This is a genomic window from Halomonas sp. MCCC 1A11062, assembly GCF_021404355.1.
In the GTDB taxonomy this organism is placed as follows: Bacteria; Pseudomonadota; Gammaproteobacteria; order Pseudomonadales; family Halomonadaceae; genus Halomonas; species Halomonas aerodenitrificans.
In genome coordinates, this window is the sequence record NZ_JABFTW010000016.1 from 41,562 (window position 1) to 60,833 (window position 19,272).

At 65.6% G+C, this 19,272-nt stretch carries 16 protein-coding genes and 1 pseudogene; all 17 read left to right on the forward strand.

Annotated features, from left to right (window positions below):
- Positions 1 to 3 precede the first annotated feature (3 nt).
- Positions 4 to 462 carry a low molecular weight protein-tyrosine-phosphatase gene (locus HOP58_RS16200; protein ID WP_234254074.1) on the forward strand — a complete coding sequence of 153 codons (459 nt, stop codon included), beginning with the start codon at positions 4 to 6 and terminating at the stop codon, positions 460 to 462.
- Positions 463 to 523: 61 nt separating this feature from the next.
- The gene (locus HOP58_RS16205) at positions 524 to 2,722 is read left to right on the forward strand and encodes a polysaccharide biosynthesis tyrosine autokinase (protein WP_234260889.1); all 2,199 of its coding nucleotides are present in this window, start codon (positions 524 to 526) and stop codon (positions 2,720 to 2,722) included.
- A gap of 132 nt (positions 2,723 to 2,854) precedes the next feature.
- On the forward strand, positions 2,855 to 4,171 hold the full coding sequence (locus tag HOP58_RS16210; protein WP_010628671.1) for a nucleotide sugar dehydrogenase: 1,317 nt from the start codon (positions 2,855 to 2,857) through the stop codon (positions 4,169 to 4,171).
- A gap of 27 nt (positions 4,172 to 4,198) precedes the next feature.
- Positions 4,199 to 5,149: a Gfo/Idh/MocA family oxidoreductase gene (locus HOP58_RS16215; protein WP_234254072.1), complete on the forward strand. Its 951-nt coding sequence runs from the start codon at positions 4,199 to 4,201 to the stop codon at positions 5,147 to 5,149.
- A gap of 8 nt (positions 5,150 to 5,157) precedes the next feature.
- Positions 5,158 to 5,754 (forward strand): annotated as a pseudogene (locus tag HOP58_RS16220) (acyltransferase); the annotation flags it as partial.
- The gene (locus tag HOP58_RS16225; protein ID WP_346657477.1) at positions 5,734 to 6,909 is read left to right on the forward strand and encodes a DegT/DnrJ/EryC1/StrS family aminotransferase; all 1,176 of its coding nucleotides are present in this window, start codon (positions 5,734 to 5,736) and stop codon (positions 6,907 to 6,909) included. The pseudogene HOP58_RS16220 and the gene HOP58_RS16225, both read left to right, overlap by 21 nt.
- Positions 6,910 to 6,934: 25 nt before the next feature.
- Positions 6,935 to 8,380, forward strand: coding sequence for a lipopolysaccharide biosynthesis protein (locus HOP58_RS16230; RefSeq protein WP_234260890.1), 1,446 nt, complete (start codon positions 6,935 to 6,937; stop codon positions 8,378 to 8,380).
- Positions 8,377 to 10,002 carry an asparagine synthase-related protein gene (locus HOP58_RS16235; protein WP_234260891.1) on the forward strand — a complete coding sequence of 542 codons (1,626 nt, stop codon included), beginning with the start codon at positions 8,377 to 8,379 and terminating at the stop codon, positions 10,000 to 10,002. Before HOP58_RS16230 ends, HOP58_RS16235 begins: the two co-directional genes overlap by 4 nt.
- Positions 10,003 to 10,005: 3 nt before the next feature.
- Positions 10,006 to 10,629 carry a GNAT family N-acetyltransferase gene (locus HOP58_RS16240; RefSeq protein WP_010628666.1) on the forward strand — a complete coding sequence of 208 codons (624 nt, stop codon included), beginning with the start codon at positions 10,006 to 10,008 and terminating at the stop codon, positions 10,627 to 10,629.
- Positions 10,630 to 10,655: 26 nt separating this feature from the next.
- On the forward strand, positions 10,656 to 11,582 hold the full coding sequence (locus tag HOP58_RS16245; RefSeq protein ID WP_010628665.1) for a GNAT family N-acetyltransferase: 927 nt from the start codon (positions 10,656 to 10,658) through the stop codon (positions 11,580 to 11,582).
- A 5-nt stretch (positions 11,583 to 11,587) separates the two neighbouring features.
- Positions 11,588 to 13,027 carry a polysaccharide deacetylase family protein gene (locus tag HOP58_RS16250; protein WP_234260929.1) on the forward strand — a complete coding sequence of 480 codons (1,440 nt, stop codon included), beginning with the start codon at positions 11,588 to 11,590 and terminating at the stop codon, positions 13,025 to 13,027.
- Positions 13,028 to 13,045: 18 nt separating this feature from the next.
- Complete coding sequence (locus tag HOP58_RS16255; RefSeq protein WP_234260892.1) at positions 13,046 to 14,386, forward strand: hypothetical protein; 1,341 nt, start codon at positions 13,046 to 13,048, stop codon at positions 14,384 to 14,386.
- A complete protein-coding gene (locus tag HOP58_RS16260) occupies positions 14,346 to 15,464 on the forward strand; it encodes a glycosyltransferase family 4 protein (protein ID WP_234260893.1) in 1,119 nt (372 codons plus the stop codon). The genes HOP58_RS16255 and HOP58_RS16260 overlap by 41 nt, the downstream gene beginning before the upstream one ends.
- A gap of 26 nt (positions 15,465 to 15,490) precedes the next feature.
- Positions 15,491 to 16,741, forward strand: a complete 1,251-nt coding sequence (locus HOP58_RS16265; protein ID WP_010628661.1) for a glycosyltransferase family 4 protein — start codon at positions 15,491 to 15,493, stop codon at positions 16,739 to 16,741.
- Positions 16,738 to 17,337, forward strand: coding sequence for a sugar transferase (locus tag HOP58_RS16270; protein WP_234260894.1), 600 nt, complete (start codon positions 16,738 to 16,740; stop codon positions 17,335 to 17,337). Before HOP58_RS16265 ends, HOP58_RS16270 begins: the two co-directional genes overlap by 4 nt.
- Positions 17,330 to 18,046: an acetyltransferase gene (locus tag HOP58_RS16275; protein WP_010628659.1), complete on the forward strand. Its 717-nt coding sequence runs from the start codon at positions 17,330 to 17,332 to the stop codon at positions 18,044 to 18,046. The genes HOP58_RS16270 and HOP58_RS16275 overlap by 8 nt, the downstream gene beginning before the upstream one ends.
- Positions 18,046 to 19,227 (forward strand): DegT/DnrJ/EryC1/StrS aminotransferase family protein, encoded by a 1,182-nt coding sequence (locus HOP58_RS16280; protein ID WP_234260895.1) that lies wholly within the window; start codon positions 18,046 to 18,048, stop codon positions 19,225 to 19,227. The genes HOP58_RS16275 and HOP58_RS16280 overlap by 1 nt, the downstream gene beginning before the upstream one ends.
- Positions 19,228 to 19,272 lie beyond the last annotated feature (45 nt).

The following is a 19,272-nucleotide window of genomic DNA, read 5'->3' on the forward strand; positions in this document are numbered from 1 at the left end:
GTGATGTTTCAGGACCTTCTCGTGGTGTGTACCGGCAACATCTGTCGCAGTCCGGTGGGGGAGGCGCTGCTCGCCCAGGCATTGCCGGGGCATCGTGTCGCTTCCGCCGGTCTGGGGGCGCTGGTCGGTCACCCGGCCGATGCTACCGCTGCGCGGCTGGCCGAAGCCGATGGGCTCGATCTCTCCGCGCACCGCGCACGTCAGATCGATGCCGAGATGGTCAGGCAGGCCGACCTGATTCTGGTGATGAGCGAGGGGCAGCGCCTCGCCATCGCCGAGCGCTTTCCCTTTGCCACCGGCAAGACCATGCGCTTCGGGCGCTGGCTGCCCGGCATGGAGGGTGATGGGGACGACATCCCCGATCCTTATCGCAGGAACGAAGAGGTCTTCGAGCGCGTACATCGTCAGCTTACCGAGGCGGCTCGTCTGTGGCAGGCCCGTCTGGCTAGTCCACCTGGCTAGTCCGTCTAGACAGTCCCGCGAGGCTGACGCGAACGACCACCTTCACACCAGGGATTCCATGATGGTGAAAGAGAGCAAGGCGGGCTCGCGCCCGGGCTATGACGATATCGATCTGGGTAGGCTGCTTGGCGTCCTGCTCGACAACAAGTGGCTGATCATGCTGGTGACGGCGCTGTTCGCCGTGGCCGCCGTGATCCACGTACAACTGGCCACCCCGATCTATCGTGCCGATGCCCTCGTGCAGGTGGAGGGCAAGACCGGGCTCAGCAACCCGCTGGCCGAGGTGCGTTCTTTTCTCGGCGACGAGCCCAAGGCCGACGCCGAGCTCGAGATCCTGCGCTCGCGCATGGTGCTGGGTCAGGCTGTCGATCAGGAGCGACTCGACATTTCCGTGACACCCGCGCGCTTTCCGTTCGTCGGCGACTTTCTGGTGCGGCGCGGCATGGAGCGGCCCGGATTCTCCCGGCGCAGTGTGTGGGCCGGCGAATATCTCAACGTCGGTGAGCTGCGGGTCGATGATGAGTGGCTGGGGCGGGCGATGCGCCTGGTGGCAGGCGAAGGCGGCAGCTATCGCCTGTACCACGGCGACTCGCTGCTTGGCGAAGGCCGTGTCGGTGCGACGGAGCACTTCGCTGACGACGCCGTCGAGCTGCGTGTTGCGGAGCTGGAGGCCGCCGAAGGGGCAGAGTTCACTGTGGTGCGACGTACCCGTCTAGCCGCCATCAACCAGCTGCGCGGTCGTTTCAGCGTCAACCAGCGCGGTCGTGACAGCGGCGTGTTCAACATGACGCTGCTGGACGAAGACCCCCGCCGTGCTCAGCGCACCCTGAGTGTGATCGGTCAGATCTATCTGACCCAGAACGTCGAGCGGCAGAGCGCCGAGGCCGAGCAGAGCCTGATCTTTCTCGAAGAGCAGGTGCCGGAGGTACGTACCGACCTGGCGCGGGCCGAGGATGCTCTCAACGCCTTCCGCATGGAGCACGAGAGCGTCGATCTCAACATCGAGACGCGCTCGGTGCTGGACCGGGTGGTGGACCTCGATTCGCGACTTAGTGAGCTGGAAATGGAGCAGGCCGAGCTGAGTCGGCGCTACAACTCCTCGCACCCGCTATATGCGGCGATGATGGAAAAGCGCAACAACCTGGAGCGTGACCGCGAGCGGCTCAACGAGCGCATTCATGCGCTGCCGGAAACCCAGCAGCAGATCCTGCGCATGTCGCGGGACGTGGAAGTCACCCAGCAGGTCTACGTGCAGCTGCTCAACAAGATCCAGGAGATGAGCATCACCAAGGCCAGCACGGTGGGCAACGTGCGCATTCTCGACGATGCCGTGGCGCAGCCGGGGCCGGTGGAGCCGCGTAAGCCGGTGACGGTGGTGATGATCACCTTGGTGGGCGGTTTCCTGGCGGTGGCCTTCGTCATCGTTCGCAGCATCCTCAATCGTGGCGTGGAGAGCGCCGACCAGTTGGAGGATCTGGGTCTGCCGGTGTACGCCACCGTGCCGCTGTCCGACGACCAGCAGAAGCTGGTGCGCAGGGTCAAGCGCAATCATCGGCGTCGTGGGCGCAGCGTGGCCTGTGGGGTGCTGGCACAGAATGCGCCCGACGACACCGCCGTCGAGGCCCTGCGTGGACTGCGTACTTCACTGCATTTCGCCATGCTCGAGGCCGCCGACAACCGGCTGATGATCACCGGGCCGAGCCCCAACATCGGCAAGAGCTTCATCAGCGTCAATCTGGGGGCGGTGATTGCCCAGGGCGGTCAGCGTGTGCTGGTGCTCGATGCAGACATGCGCAAGGGCCATGTGCACACCGCTTTCAATGCCGACAGCAAGGGCGGGCTCTCCGAGGTGCTGGCCGCCAAGGCCGAGCTCGACGAGGTGATACGCCAGTCGCCGATCAACGGGCTGAGCTATGTGGCTCGCGGCAAGGCGCCTCCCAACCCCGCCGAGCTGTTGATGAGCGAGCGCTTCGGCCAGCTGCTCGATGCGTTGAGCGAGCGCTTCGATCTGGTGATCGTGGACACCCCGCCCGTTCTCGCCGTGACCGATGCCGCCATCATCGGCCACCGCTGTGGCACCAGCCTGATGGTGGCGCGCTTCGGCCTCAACCCGCCGCGCGAGGTCGATGTTGCCATCCGGCGCCTCGAGAGCAGCGGCGTAACGGTCAAGGGCGGGATTCTCAACGCCATCGAGCGCAAGGCCGCCACCAGCTACGGCTATGGCTACTACCACTACGCCTACAAGACCACCCAGACCTGAGCGCCGGCTGCGTGCGGGTCTCTGTCCGGGCCCGCGGCGGCGGGCCGTTCCTGGCGTAAGGCCGAGGTGTCGCGACGTTCGCGCGGCCGGCGCGAGCGCCGATCACTACCACTCGAAAATCATGGAAGCGTCATGACCATTATCAAAGATCGTCTGATTGGCCGGCTCGAGAGCAAGGATGCCGTGATCGGGATCGTCGGGCTCGGCTATGTGGGGCTCCCCCTGATGTTGCGCTACAACGAGATCGGCTACCGAGTGCTGGGCATCGACATCGATGCAGGCAAGGTCGAGAAGCTCAACGCCGGGCGCAGCTACATCGAGCACATCTCCAGCGAGCGGATCGCCCAGGCCAGGGATACCGGCTTCGAAGCCACCGCGGACTTCTCCCGCGTGGCTGAGGCCGACGCCGTGATCCTGTGCGTTCCTACGCCGCTCAACAAGTATCGCGAGCCCGACATCAGCTTCGTGATCAACACCGTCGATGCGCTCAAGGCGCACTTGCGTGAAGGCCAGGTGATCTCGCTGGAGAGCACCACCTATCCCGGCACCACCGAAGAGGAGCTGCTGCCCCGCGTAGAAGAGGGTGAGCTCGAGGTCGGTGTATCGCTGTTCCTGGTCTATTCGCCGGAGCGCGAGGACCCGGGCAACCCCGACTTCGAGACCCGCACCATCCCCAAGGTAGTGGGCGGGCACACACCGGCCTGTCGTGAGGTGGGGGTGGCGCTCTATCGTCCCGCCATCGATCAGGTGGTGCCGCTGAGCTCAACCCGGGCCGCCGAGATGACCAAGCTGCTCGAGAACATTCATCGTGCGGTGAACATCGGCCTGGTCAACGAGATGAAGATCGTCGCCGACCGTATGGGCATCGACATCTTCGAAGTGGTGGATGCCGCCGCCACCAAGCCGTTCGGCTTCACCCCCTATTACCCCGGACCGGGGCTGGGTGGGCACTGCATTCCCATCGATCCCTTCTATTTGACCTGGAAGGCCCGGGAATACGGCCTGCACACCCGTTTCATCGAGCTGTCTGGCGAGATCAACCAGGCCATGCCCGACTACGTGGTGAACAAGCTGATCGAAGGGCTCAATCAGCGCGGCAAGGCGCTGAAGGGCAGTCGCGTACTGGTACTCGGCATTGCCTACAAGAAAAACGTCGACGACATGCGCGAGTCGCCGTCGGTATTCATCATGGAGCGCATCCGCGACCGAGGCGCTGAAGTGGCCTACAGCGACCCCCACGTGCCGTCCTTCCCGCCCATGCGTGAGCATCACTTCGATCTCGAGAGCGTACCGCTGTCGCCGGCTGCGCTGGCCGAGTACGACGCCGTGATCCTTGCCACCGACCATGATCGCTTCGACTACGACATGATCCGTGCCCATGCCCGTCTGATCGTCGACACCCGCGGGATCTACCGCGGCGAGAGCGATGAGCGGGTGATCAAGGCCTGATCCATGTCCAACCCACAGGTAAACGCCATGAAATACTTCGCTCTGATCGGTGCTGCCGGCTACATCGCCCCGCGCCACATGAAGGCCATCAAGGAAACCGGCAACCACCTGGCCATGGCCTACGACGTCAATGACTCCGTCGGCATCATCGATTCGATATCGCCGGAGAGCGAGTTCTTCACCGAGTTCGAACGCTTCATCGAGAGCGCCTGGCAGCGCAAGCGTGACCCTTACACGGCGCTCGACTACGTCTCTGTGTGCTCGCCCAACCATCTGCACCACGCCCACATCGCCGCCGGCCTGCGACTGGGCTGCAACGTGATCTGCGAGAAGCCGCTGGTGCCCACGCCGGCGCTGCTCGACGAGCTGGAGAAGGTGGAGAAGGAGACCGGGCGCCGCGTGTTCAACATCCTGCAGCTGCGCCACCATCCGGCCATTCTCGAACTCAAGGAGCGGGTGGCCACCACGCCCCGTGACGACAAGTACGACGTCGAGCTCACCTACATCACCTCGCGTGGCAAGTGGTACCACGAAAGCTGGAAGGGCGATCCGCGCAAGTCCTTCGGCGTAGCGACCAATATCGGCGTGCACTTCTTCGACATGCTGCATTACGTGTTCGGCGATCTCGAGCGCAACGTGGTGCACTACCTGGACGAGCAGCGCGCCGCGGGTTACCTGGAGTACCGCAAGGCGCGGGTGCGCTGGTTCCTCTCGATCGACAGCAACGACCTGCCGAGCAGCGTGCAGGGCGAACAGCGCACCTACCGTTCGATCCTCTGCGAAGGGCGTGAGATCGAGTTCTCGGGTGGCTTCACCGACCTCCACACCGTGTCCTATCAGGAGATCCTGGCCGGTCGCGGCTTTGGCCTTGACAGCGCCCGTCACTGCATCGAAACCGTCGATACCATTCGCAACGCGGTGCCGGAAATGCCGGTGCGCGGTGAAGCGCACCCCTGCCTCAAGCGCCATCTGATGTGAGGTGTGCCATGCAGACTCAAGCACAAGAGAACCGTTACCCCGGCGTGCAGATTCACTCCAGTGCAATCGTCGATGAGGGAGCGCAGATCGGTGAGTCGTCCTATGTCTGGCACTTCGTCCACGTATGCAGTGGGGCTCGCATCGGCCGCGGCGTGTCGCTGGGGCAGAACGTCTTCGTCGGCAATCGCGTGGTCATCGGCGACGGTTGCCGGGTGCAGAACAACGTGTCGGTGTACGACAACGTCACTCTCGAGGCGGGCGTCTTCTGTGGCCCCAGCATGGTCTTCACCAACGTCTACAACCCGCGCTCGCAGGTCGAGCGCAAGAGTGAGTATCGCGACACCCTGGTGCGTGAAGGGGCGACCCTGGGCGCCAACTGCACCATCGTCTGTGGCGTGACCATCGGCCGCTACGCCTTCGTCGGGGCGGGGGCGGTAGTCAACCGCGATGTGCCCGACTTCGCCCTGATGCTGGGCGTGCCGGCCCGTCAGCAGGGCTGGATGAGCCGCCATGGCGAACGCCTGGAGCTGCCGTTGGAAGGTGAGGGTGAAGCGGTGTGTCCGCACACCGGCGATCGCTACCGGCTGCAAGGCGGCACGCTCACCTGTCTCCCGGCGCAGCAGGATGCCCCATCTACCGTTAAGGACAACGGACGCGTGAAGGACAACGGACGCATGGAATTCATCGACCTCAAGGCCCAGCAGGTGCGTATTCGTGAGCGCATCAACGCCGGCATCCGTAATGTGCTCGAGCATGGCAAGTACATTCTCGGCCCGGAAGTGGATGAGCTCGAGGCGAGGCTGGCCGATTACGTCGGTGTGCGCCACTGCATCACCTGCGCCAACGGCACCGATGCGCTGCAGATCGCGCAGATGGCGCTGGGGATTGCGCCCGGCGACGAGGTGATCACTCCCGGGTTCACCTACATTGCCACCGCCGAAACGGTCGCGCTGCTGGGCGCGCGTCCGGTCTACGTGGATGTCGACCCGCGCACCTACCTGCTCGATCCCGAGAAGCTCGAGGCGGCGATCACGCCGCGCACCCGTGCGATCATTCCGGTGTCGCTGTATGGCCAGTGTGCCGACATGGACGCCATCAACGAGATCGCCGCCCGCCACGGTATCCCGGTGATCGAGGATGGCGCCCAGAGCTTCGGTGCCACCTATCGCGGACGGCGCTCCTGCAGCCTGTCGAGCATTGCCACCACCTCGTTCTTCCCCAGCAAGCCGTTGGGCTGCTATGGCGACGGTGGCGCGCTGTTCACCGACGATGACGAGCTGGCCACGGTGCTGCGCCAGATCGCGAGACACGGCCAGGGGCGGCGCTATTACCACGTCAGAATCGGCATCAACAGCCGGCTGGATACGCTGCAGGCCGCCATCCTGCTGCCCAAGCTCGACATCCTCGACGAGGAGCTGCTGCTCAGGGAGCAAGTAGCCGAGCGCTATGGTCGCCTGCTGCAGCACCATGGTTTCACGGTGCCCCATGTGGCGCCCTACAACACCAGCGCCTACGCCCAGTACACGGTGGAGGTCGACGATCGCGAAGTGGTGATCGCGCGTCTGGCCGAGGCCGGCATACCTACCGCCGTGCACTATCCGATTCCGCTCAACAAGCAGCCGGCGGTGGCCGACCCGGGCGTCGACCTGCCGATCGGCAACCGGGCGTCGCGCCGCGTGATCAGCCTGCCGATGCATCCGTACCTCACGGCCGAGGATCAGCAGCGCATCGTCGCGGCGTTGGCAGAGGCGGTGGCGTGAGCCGTCGGTCAGGGAGAGAGATCACGTGCTGAATCGGCTCGTCGTACCGGCAAGGAAGCTACTGCCGACCCATGCCTTCGCCCGTGGCGTCAGTGTGCTGGTAGGGGGCACGGCAGGGGCGCAGCTGTTGACGCTGCTTGCCGCGCCGCTGTTGACCCGCCTCTACGCGCCGGAGGATTTCGGCCTGCTGGCGGTGTACGGAGGTTTGCTGGCGCTCTTTACCGTGGTTGCCAGCGGTCGCTACCAGCTGGCGATTCCGCTGCCCGAAACCGAGCGCGAGGCGTCGGCGGTGCTGGCGCTCAGCCTGCTGGTGGTGTGCTTGACCACCATGGTGTCGCTGCTGCTGGTGGCGCTGGGTGGCAGGGGATTGGCCGAGCTGTTGGGCGTACCTGCGTTGGCGCCGTGGCTGTGGTTGTTGCCGCTGGGTGTGGCCTTTGCCGGCGGTTATCAGGCCGTCAGCCACTGGGCGGTGCGCACGCGTGCCTTCTCGACCATTGCCGCGACCCGGATCAAGCAGTCCCTGGCGCTGCTGACCATTCAGCTCTTGGCCAGCCCGATGGGTGGGGCCGGGCTGCTGCTCGGTCATGCCGCGGGCCAGGGGGCAGGCACGCTGACGTTGGCGCGGCCGGCGCTGCGCGCGGTGCGCCAGCACGGCGTCACACCGAGAGAGGTGTGGGCGGTGGCACGGCGCTACTGCAAGTTTCCGCTGTTCTCCACCTGGTCGGGTCTGTTCAACACCTTGGGCAAACAGTTGCCGCCGCTGCTGTTCGCGGCCCTGTTCAGCCCGGTGGCGGCGGGGCTCTACGCCCTGGCGCACCGTGTGTTGGCCATGCCCATGACGTTGATCGGCGAAGCCATAGGCAAGGTGTTCTTTGCCAGTGCCGCCGAGGCGCATCGCCGCGGCGAGCTGGGGGCGCTGGTCGCCAGGGTGCATGGCGTGCTGGCCCAGCTTGCCATGCCGGCGGCCATCGTTCTCGTGCTGAGCGGGCCGGAGCTGTTCGCACTGGTGTTCGGCGAGCGCTGGCGCGAGGCGGGCGAGTTCGCCCGCTGGATGGCGCCCTGGCTCTACATGGTGTTCATCACCTCACCGCTGAGCCATCTGTTCACGGTGCTCGAGCGTCAGGGGCAAGGGCTGATCTTCCAGACCGTTCTGCTCGTCGTGCGGGTGGCGGCCATCGCCACTGGTGCGGCGGCCAACGACCTGCTGCTGACGGTGGCGCTGTTCTCATTGGGCAGTGCCCTGTGCTGGATCGGCTTTCTCGCCTGGATTGCCCGGCTCACCGGCAATCGACCGGTCAGCCTGGCACTGTCCACGCTGACCGCGCTGCTGATGAGTCTGGCCCTGCTGGCGCCGCTGGTCGTCGTCGAGACGCTGGGGCCGGTCTGGCTGCCCTGGGGTGCCGCGCTGCTGCTCAGCTCCGCTCTGGTGGGAATTCGTTATCTCCTTCTGTTCCGTAAGGCGTACCAATGAGTTCGATACAGTGTCACTTCACTTCCCCCCGCTGGCAGGAGTGCGAGATCTCGGGAGGCCGCGGTTTCGTACGGGGCGCTGCCTGGCTGAACGGCCATTGTCTGTCTCCCGGCGGAGCGGTCAAGCAGCTCGATCAGGTGGAGGGAGTAGCCAGCTGGCGCAAGCGCATGAGCGATCTCAGCGGGTTCTACGCCATGGTGCGCCAGGTCGGCAATCACCTGGTGGCGGCCGTGGACCGCGTACGCTCGATCCCGCTGTTCTATGGGGTGGATGCCGGCAACGTCTTTCTCAGCGACGATGCCGACTGGGTCCGCCAGCAGGTCGGGGAAGAGCGGATCGATGCGGATGCCAGGGCCGATTTCGAGCTGGCCGGCTACGTGACCGGTGGCGATACCCTGTTTCGCCGCGTCAAGCAGCTGCGCGCCGGCGAAGCGCTGATCGTCAACGATTCCGACCTCGGCCTGACCCTCTCGTTGGAGCGCTACTTCCGCTTTCAGTACTACGGCATGTCGGACCGTGATGACAACCGGCGCTTGATCCGGCTCGAGGAGGTGGTCGACGAGGCCTGCGAGCAAATGGTCAGGATGGCGGGCGGGCGCACCATCGTCGTGCCCCTGAGCGGCGGTTACGACTCACGGCTCATCGCCACACTGCTGGCGCGCTGTGAGTACCCCAAGGTGCTCACCTATGCCTACGGTCATCGCGACAATCGCGAAGCCAAGGTGAGCCGTGAGGTGGCACGTAGCCTGGGCCTGCCCTGGACCTTCGTCGAGTACAGCCAGTCGGCCTGGAGCGGCGTAGCCGACAGCGAGGAGTACTGGCGGTATCAGCAGTGGGCCTCAGGCTGGAACGCCATTGCCAACATGCAGGACTGGTTGGCCGTGAAGCTGCTGACCGAGCAGGACAAGGTCGAGCCGGGATCGCTGTTCGTGCCCGGCCACTGCTGTGTGACGGGCTTTCTGCTGTCGAGCGTGTTCGAGGCCAAGCGCGCGGGACGGCTGATGGAGGCCGGCGAGCTGAGTGAGGCGATTCGCCAGCGGCACTTCCTGCTCAACGCGAGCGAGGAGGGCAAGGCGCTCTTCGAGGAGCGCGTACTGCCCCGCCTGGCACAGGACTACACCCTGGACGAGGCGCTGGACCCCGACGAGTTCATTCGTCAGTTCATCCTCTTCGGCTGGCAGGAGCGACAGGCCAAATTCATCATCAATTCGGTGCGCTGCTTCGAGTTCTACGGCCATGACTGGTGGATGCCGCTCTACGAGCGGGACTTCATGGCCTTCTGGCAAGCGGTGCCGCGGCACTGGCTGGAGCGTCGCTCCGGGTATGTCACCTTCGTCGAGAATCTCTTCACTGAGGTCAGTGGGCACAGGGCGCCACTGGGCAACGCGTCTCAGCAGTCGCGGCAGAGCATGCGGGCCCGGCTGAGCCGGCTGGATGCTTTCCGTCGCGGCCCCGGCAGGCACATGAAGCGTCTGCTCAAGCGTATGGTTCCCGGCCTGGCCCAGGGCAATACGCTGGCATCCACCGGGCGCTTTCCGCCTGAGACCTTCGAGCGTCTGCGCTCCGAGGGTTACTCCCACAACGGGGTGGCGGCTCAGATGTTCCTCGAGAGGTTCGGCTGAGCCATGGCGTTCCATGCGTTGACCCGATACCTGCGCGTCGGCCTGGCCTCGGCTGGCCTGCTCGGTCGCAATCTCATCCAGGTTCGCCGTTACCGGGCCGTTCCTCTGCGCTGCCACGGGGCCTACCGGCTCTGCGGCATGAAGCGGGTGTATCTGGCTGAAGCGTTGTCGCTGTATGCCGAACTGCATGACGGCAAGCCCCTCGATCTGCCCCGACGCTGGCTCTATCGCCTGGCGGGCGACCGCCTCGGTGTGGTGGCCCTGGACATCGAGGGGCGCGTGGTAGGGGCGGCCTTCTATGGCTTCACGCCTCGTGATCTGGCCGAGGGCAGGGTGCACTCGAGCTTCAGCGGGGTGCATCCGGCTCACCGTGGCCGTGGGCTCGCCACCGAGCTGCGGCGCAGCGCCATCCTGCATTTTCGCGACCACGGCGTGCGCGGTTACTCCGCACGTATCACTGCCGACAACATCGCGTCACTCAAGCCAAGCATGCGTCTCGGTTTTCGCATCGTCGAGCGTTATCACGATGCGGCAACTGGCGGGCAGCGCTTCTACCTGGTCTGCGACTTCGACGAGGACTATCGCGAAGCCGCGGCACCTGCCGCATCGCTCAAGACCGGGCCTTAGGCTGCGTACGAAAAGGAAAGCCGTACATGAGCAACGATCCTTTGTTTCATCCTGGATGGATCCGCTTCAACGAACAGCGCTGGAAGCTGAGCGCCGAGCCCTTGGTACTCACGCCCGAGAAGGGTGACGCCTGGCGCCTCGAGACGGTGCTCTATCGCAACCGGCAGGGGCGTCTGGTGACGCCGCCGCGCAACCCGCATCTGCCGATCGACTTCCACTGCGCCAGTGAACGGCCTGCCTCGCGCAACCGGCGCAAGCGGCTGGCGCTGACGCGGCTGGCGGAACACCTGGAGCAGTGCGAATTCGGCGGCAGCCTGTCGCTCTCCTCGGTGGCGGACGACGTGCGCCCGTTCGAGTGGGCCAACATGGCGGCGCGGCCCCGGTACACCTACCACCTCGACATCGCCACCCGGGAGGAGGCCATAGATCCCAGCGCTCGCAAGAAGGCGCGCAAGTGCCGCCGGCTCGGCTATCGCTGCGAGGTGACCGAGGACTACGCCGCGGTGGCCGCATGCCTGGCCGGTCCGGAAGCGCGCAAGGGCTTCGACTATCGCCTCGACGTTGCGGAGCTGACGAGTCTGGCCGAGCTGATGGGACCCGAGCACTTCGTCTGCTTCCTGGCGCGCAATGCCGAGGGCGAGGCGATGGGTACCCGGGTCTGCCTGTTCCAACCGGGCGGCCATGCCCTGGCCTGGTCGGCCGGCATGAAGACCGAGGCCATGAAGGATGGCGTGAACAACCTGGTGGCCGAGGAAGCGCTGGATTTCTTCGATCGCCAGGGGTGCAGTGTCTTCGATTTCATCGGCGCCAACATTGCACCGGTGGCGGAGATGAAGGAGGCCTGGGGTGGACGACTGGTGTGCCACTACTCGATCAGTCGACGAGGGATCCGTCAGTTGGCCCGTGAGGCATACGTCACGGCCCGCACAATGATGAAGAGGGAATCCAAGTGAACGAGATGACCGCACTCTACGACCGGAGTTCCCGGGCACGGCAGGGGGCCGCGCTGGAAGCCGCGCGTCTGCCGGAAGATTCGTCTGCCGCCGCTACTGCTGGCGAACCGGTACTGGCCTGGCTGGAGCAGGTTCTGCACGAGCGTTTCGGCCTGCCGCTGCGCCTGGAACGCGACGGCCCCGAGCGGCTTCACCTGCGCCACGTCGGCGAGCCAGGCCACATTCTGTTCGACCGCTTGCAGCCCGGGTTTTATCTGAGCGGCGTGGAGCTGCCCCATACCCAGTGGGATGCGGCAAGCGAAGGTTTCAGCGCCCCGCTGGACATGCCGCTGCCGGCACCGGGAGCGGCCAGCCTGCCGCGCCCCCTCGTGGAGCCCATGACGGGCGGCCTGGCGATTCACTACGACATTCTCGGTCTGACCTTCTGGATGCTGTCGCGCCAGGAGGAGGTCGATGCCCAGGTACTCGACCGACATTGCCGTTTCCCTGCCAGCGCCTCCCATGCTGGCCGCCACGGCTACATCGAGCGGCCCGTGGTGGATGAATGGCTGGCCGTGCTGGGTCAGGTGATTCGCTGCCAATGGCCCCGGGCGGTGTTGCGCCAGCACTGCTTCACTCAGCGCCCGACCCACGACGTCGACCGCCCCAGCCGCTATGGCTTTGCCCATGACGTGCGTCTGGCGCGAGTGATCGCCGGCGACGTGCTGCGCAACCGTCGACCGCAGGCGCTGCTGGTAGCGCCATGGGTGCGCCTGCGCACCCGGCGTCGGCTGCACCCGCTGGACCCGCTCAATACCTTCGCCTGGCTGATGGACGTTTCCGAGCGACACGACCTGACCAGTGCCTTCTACTTCATTTGCGGACGCACCGACCCGCGCAAGGACGCCGACTACGAGCCGGAGCATCCGGCCATGCGCCACTTGATGCGGCAGATACACGAGCGCGGTCACGAGATCGGCCTGCATCCCAGCTATCACACCTTCCGCAACCCCAAGGAGCTGGCCAACGAAGCCGAGCGCCTGCGCCGGGTATGTGCCGAAGAGGGGATCGAGCAGGAGCAGTGGGGCGGTCGCATGCACTATCTGCGCTGGCAGATGCCGCTGACACTGCAGGGTTACGTTCAGGCGGAACTCGATTACGACACCACGCTGGGTTATGCCGAAGCGCCCGGGTTCCGCTGCGGCACCTGCTTCGAGTATCCCGCTTTCGATCCGGTCAAGGGCGAGCCGCTGCCGCTGCGTATCCGCCCGCTCATTGCCATGGAGGCCTCGGTGATCTCACCGCTCTACCTTGGGCTCGGCGTGGGCGATGAGGCCTTCGAGTGCTTCAGCCGGCTCAAGGCCCGCTGCCGTGCGGTGGGGGGAACCTTCACTCTGCTGTGGCACAACTCGGAGCTGACCACGTCGGCCCAGCGGGCACTCTACCAGCGCGTGCTGGATGCTTGAGTATCCGGGGTAACGCTCATGATCCTTTCCGGTGATGCCCTGACCAAGCGTGTGTCGGCGCTGGGTTTCTTCGTGCTCTTCCCTGGGTTCATCCTCTATCACACCCTGGTGGCGATGGGGATGATCCCGGCCCTGCTGGGCGGTCTGTTCGGCGTGGTGTCGGTGATGCTGTTCGTCGTCTACTGCGCGCTGCTCTCTTCCCAGCTCCACGTGCTGCTGAGTGCGACCCGGGGTTATGCGCTGCTGACCTTCGCCTTCTTCGCCTATGTGCTGCTGTGGGCACTGGTCAACTTTGGCCTGGTGGGGGGCGGCATCATGCGTGCTGCGCTGATCCAGACCATCGAGACCCTGGTGCTGTGGCTGGTGCTGTTCATCATGGGGTACCGCGTGCCGCTGGATTCCCCGCGGCTGGCACGCGCCTTCTGGCTCGCCTTCGCACTGATCGCCGGCTATCTGCTGTTCCATGTGGCGACCACCGGCCAGTGGATGTTCTTTGCCCGACGCATGGTCGAGGAGGGCGGCGAGAACGTCTCCACCTACCAGGGCTATGCGCGCAGCGCCCTGGTGCTGCTGGTGTTCCTGATCGCGATCAGCGAGCGAGCCGTGGTACGGGCCGGACTGATCGTGCTCGGGGCCTTCGTCATGTTCGTGCTGGGGGCGCGCTCGGAGCTGTATGCCTTCCTCGCGCTGACGCTGGTACTGCTGCTGCTGTGGGCGGGCATGAGCGTCAAGTACATGCTGACCCTGCTGGCCGTCATCGCCGCCCTGATCGCCCTGGTGGTCAGCCAGTTCGAGGCGCTGGCGGGGAGTCGCCAGCTGCAGGTGCTCGACCTGTCGGGTACCAGTTCCTGGCTGGCGCGCCAGAACCTGGGGCAGCGCGCCAGCGAGCAGATACTGGCCAACCCTTTGCTGGGTCGCTTCGGCGGCCACATCAGATCGCCCGAAATCACCGGCGGCTATGCCCACAGCATGATCTCGGCCTGGGTCAACTACGGCCTGCTGGGCTTCGTGCTCTACCTCGGCCTTACCGTGAGTGCCTTCGTCGGCGCGACCTATCGCCTGCTTTTCGTCGGCGCGCGGGATGCCCGGTGGGTGTTCGCCTTCTCCATCAACTTCGTCTGCCTGCTGCTGATCGTACTGGCCAAGCCGGTTTTCTGGCCATTGCCCGCGCTGGGCTGGGGCGCCTTCGCCAATGCCCTGGTCACTTCGCGTCAGCGACAGAGCAGTGATGCCACGCAGCAGGCCGGGCCAACCGGCACTCGCCGTGGCGCACCGGGGCAGCATGACGCTGCCAGGGATTCACAAGGATGCAACGACAATGAAAGTGGTACATCTGACCTCCGCCCATCCGCGCTTTGATACCCGTATCTTTCACAAGCAGTGCCGCTCGCTGGCCGCAGCCGGCTATTCGGTGACGCTGGTGGTGGCCGACGGCGAGGGAGACGAGGAGCGGGACGGCGTCTCCATCGTCGACGTAGGCAAGCTGCCCGGACGCCTCAATCGCGTGGTCAAGACCACGCAGCGCGTCCTCGAGCAGGCCAGGCAGCTGGATGCCGATATCTATCATCTGCACGATCCCGAGCTGATGCCGGTCGGGCGACGCCTCAAGCGACAGGGCAAGTGTGTGGTCTACGACGCCCACGAAGACTTGCCGCGTCAGATGCTGGCCAAGCACTACCTGAACAAGTTCACACGGCACGTGCTGTCCCGCGGTGTCGAGACCTACCAGCGTCGGGTGTGCCGGCACTTCGATGCGGTGGTGGCGGCAACGCCCTACATTCGTGACCGCTTCGAGGAGTTCCACCCCCAGGTCGTCGACGTCAACAATTTTCCCATGCAGGGCGAACTCGACGGGGCGCCCGATGCACGCCTGACCGCCGCCGTCGGCGAGGCGCCAGCCGTCTGTTATGTCGGCGGTATTGCCGAGGTGCGTGGCATACGCGAACTGGTGCGTGCCATGGAGAGGGTCGAGCAGGAGTGTCGCCTGCAGCTCGCCGGCGATTTCAAGCAGCTCTCTCTTGAGCAGGAGGTGATGACCTATGCCGGCTGGGCACGGGTGGATGCACATGGCTATCTCGACCGTGCCGGCGTGCGCCGGGTCATGGCCGGCTCCATCGCCGGGTTGGTGACCCTGCATCCGATCATCAACTACCTCGATGCCTTGCCGGTGAAGATGTTCGAGTACATGAGCGCCGGCCTGCCGGTGATCGCTTCCGACTTCCCCCTGTGGCGGGAGATCGTCGAGGGCAGCGACTGCGGCATCTGCGTCGATCCTCTCGACCCTGAGGCGATCGCCGAGGCCATCGACTTCATCGTGACCCATCCCGAGCGCGCCCGGGAAATGGGACGCAACGGCCAGCGGGCCGTCGCCGAGCGTTACAACTGGCAGCAGGAGGAACGCAAGCTGCTGGACACCTACCTCACTCTTTCCCGCTGATCTCTTTCCCGCTAACTGAGGATGGCATGAAACACGTCTGGATCCTGAATCACTATGCCAAGCATCCCGGTGCGGCCGGCGGCGCTCGTCACTATCAACTGGCCCGTCATTTACCCGACCAGGGCTGGCACGCCACGCTGATCGCCTCGAGCGTCGACCACCCCAGCGGCGAGCAGCGTCTCCACGAGGATGAGCGTTGGCGGGTGGAAAACTGCGGTGAAGTGCGCTTCCTGTGGCTGCGCACTTCCAGCTACCGCGGCAATGGCGGTGGACGCATGAAGAACATGCTGGAGTACGCCTGGCAGGCGGTACGGCCTTCGCGCCTGGCAGAGCTGGAGCGCCCCGACCTGATCATCGGCTCTAGCGTGCACCCTTTCGCCGCCCTGGCGGGCTGGTGGCTGGCTCGTCGCCACCGGGTGCCGTTCGTGTTCGAGGTGCGCGACCTGTGGCCGCAGACGCTGATCGACATGGGTCGCCTGCGCGAAGGGGCGCTGCTGACCCGGGCGCTGCGCGCGCTGGAAACCTTTCTCTATCGCCGTGCCCGCCGCGTGCTGACCCTGTTGCCCCGGGCGGTGGACTACATCGCTCCGCTGGGCGTGCCGAAGGAGCGCGTGGAGTGGCTCTCCAACGGGGTCGACCTGGCCGACTTTCCCGATCCCGGTCCGCCGGTTGCGCGGCCACGCGAGGTGCCGCTGACGCTGATGTATTTCGGCAGCCATGGCGAGGCCAACGGACTCTCGCACTTGCTGGAGGCAATGGCGATCGTCAAGCGGGATGCCAGCGGTGACGCCGTGCCGGTTCGACTGCGCCTGATCGGCGAAGGACCGGCCAAGCAGGCGCTGATACGTCAGGCCGGCTCGCTCGGGCTCGACGGGCGCTGGGTGAGCTTCGAGCCGCCGGTGGCCAAGCGCGAGATTCCGGCCCTGGCCAGCGAGGCCGACGCCTTCGTCATTACCGTGCGCGACCTGCCCAGGCTGTATCGCTTCGGTATCAGCATGAACAAGCTGTTCGACTACATGGCTGCGTCCCGCCCGGTGATCATCGCCTCGGCGGCGGTCAACGACCCGGTGGCCGACGCCGGCGCGGGCATCACGGTGCCGCCGGAGGATCCGCTGGTGCTGGCCGAGGCGATCAAGCGCCTGGCGGCGCTGCCGGCCGAGGAGCGGGCCCGCATGGGGCGGGCAGGGCGGGCGCACATGGAAGCCGTCTACGACTACCGGATCCTGGCCGAGCGTCTGGCCGACATCATGAACGACGTCATGGATGAAAAACGATGAAGCGACTGTTCGATATCGTGGTTTCTCTGCTGGCTCTGATCCTGCTCTCCCCGGTCATGCTGGTCGTGGCACTGCTGGTGCGTCTCAAGCTCGGTGCGCCGGTGCTGTTCCGGCAGACCCGGCCGGGGCTCCACGGACGTCCTTTCGAGATGGTCAAGTTCCGCACCATGCTCGATGCGGTGGACGACAGCGGTCAGCCGCTGCCCAACGCCCAGCGCATGACCCGGCTGGGCAGCGTGCTGCGGGCCACCAGCCTCGACGAGCTGCCGGAGCTGTGGAATGTGCTCAAGGGCGACATGAGCCTGGTTGGACCGCGTCCGCTGCTGATGGAGTATCTGCCGCTCTATACGCCTCGCCAGGCCCGCCGCCATGAGGTGCGTCCGGGGGTGACCGGCTGGGCTCAGATCAATGGCCGCAATGCGCTCAGCTGGGAACAGAAGTTCGAACTCGACGTGTGGTACGTCGACAACCGCTCGCTGTGGCTCGACCTGCGCATCCTGCTGCTGACCGTGAAGAAGGTGCTGGTACGCGAGGGCATCGCCCACGACGGCGATGTCGCCATGCCCAGATTTCGTGGAGGGAATCCTCATGAGTAATCGCCGTCGCCTGGCCATTCTCGGTGCCAGCGGTCATGGCAAGGTCGTGGCCGACATTGCCATCCAGAGCGGTTGGCAGGATCTGACCTTCTACGACGATGCCTGGCCACGCATGACCCGGCACGAGCACTGGGAAGTGCGTGGCACCCTGCCAATGCTGCTGCACGATCTGCCCGGTTTCGATGGGGTGATCGTGGCCATCGGCCACAACGGCATTCGCGAGGCCAAGCTCGAGGCATTGCTGGCCCATGGCGCCCGGGTGGTCTCGTTGGTGCATCCACGCGCCACGGTCAGCCCTCTGGCCAAGCTGGGGCCCGGCTGCGTGGTGGTGGCAGGGGCCGTCATCAACGCCTTTGCCTCGCTTGGTGAAGGTTGCATCGTCAACACCTGCGCCAGCGTGGGGCACGACTGCCGGCTGGCGGCCTGTGTGCATGTCGCACCGGGCGCCAACGTGGCCGGCGACGTCGAGATCGGGCGTACCAGTTGGATCGGCGCCGGCGCCGCGGTACGCCAGGGCATGAACATCGGTGAAGGCGTGATGGTGGGCGCCGGAGCGGCAGTGGTCGCCGACGTCGGTGACCGCCAGGTGGTCGGTGGGGTGCCGGCGCGTCCGCTTTCGCCATCCTCGGCTGAGGCTGGTGCCGATCCTCTCTCCGACACCTCGAACGTACTTCGCCTGAACCTGCCTTCATCCCAAGGAAGACCGTAATGCTCAATGGACCTTTTTCCCCCTGGCCGGCCTTCTCCCAGGAAGAGGCCGATGCGGTGGCCCGCGTGCTGCTTTCCAATCGGGTCAACTACTGGACCGGCAGCGAATGTCGCGACTTCGAGCGCGAATTCCGGCGTTTCGCCGACAGCGAATACGCCATCGCCGTGGCCAACGGTACCGTGGCGCTCGACCTCGCCCTGTACGGGCTCGGCATCGGCGAGAGCCCTGACGACGAGGTAATCGTCACCTCGCGCACCTTCCTGGCATCAGTCTCGAGCATCGTCATGGCCGGGGCCAGGCCGGTATTCGCCGACGTCGATCGCGATTCGCAGAACGTGACCGCCGCCAGCGTAGCCGAGAAGATCACGCCGCGTACCCGGGCCATCGTTGCCGTTCACCTGGCCGGCTGGCCCTGTGAAATGGACGAGCTGATGGCGCTGGCGGAGGAGCACGACCTGTACGTGATCGAGGACTGCGCTCAAGCCCACGGCGCGCGCTACCGCGGGCGCAGCGTAGGCAGCATCGGTCATGTGGGCTGCTGGTCGTTCTGTCAGGACAAGATCATGTCCACCGGCGGCGAGGGCGGCATGGTCACTACCAGCGATGCCGAGCTGTGGCAGCGCATGTGGGCCTTCAAGGATCACGGCAAGAGCTGGGAGGCAGTCTACGAGCGTGAGCACCCGCCCGGTTTTCGCTGGCTGCACGAAAGTTTCGGCACCAACTGGCGGCTCACCGAGATGCAGGCCGCCATCGGTCGCATCCAGCTCGACCGCATGTCCCGCTGGAAGGCGGCGCGACAGGCCCACGCCGGCCGTATCTGGCAGGCCGCGGCCAACTGCAAGGCGCTGCGTGTGCCCGAGATTCCCGTCCATTGCGAACATGCGGCCTACAAGTGCTACGTCTTCGTCGAGCCGCAGCGGCTGGCGCCGGGCTGGGACCGCGATCGCATCATGGCGGAGATCAATGCCGCCGGAGTGCCGTGCTTTTCCGGCTCCTGCTCGGAGGTGTACCGGGAAAAGGCATTCGATGGTACCGGCTGGCGCCCCGAGCGACCGCTGGCCGTCGCGCGTGAACTTGGCGAGACCAGCCTGATGTTCCTCTGTCACCCGACCCTGAGGGAGGCGGAGATCGCGCGAACCTGTGCGGTGCTGGAAGACGTGATGGCCAAGGCAACCGCCTGAGGCATCGGAATCACGCGGGCGAGCCATGCCCGCGGTCATGGAGAG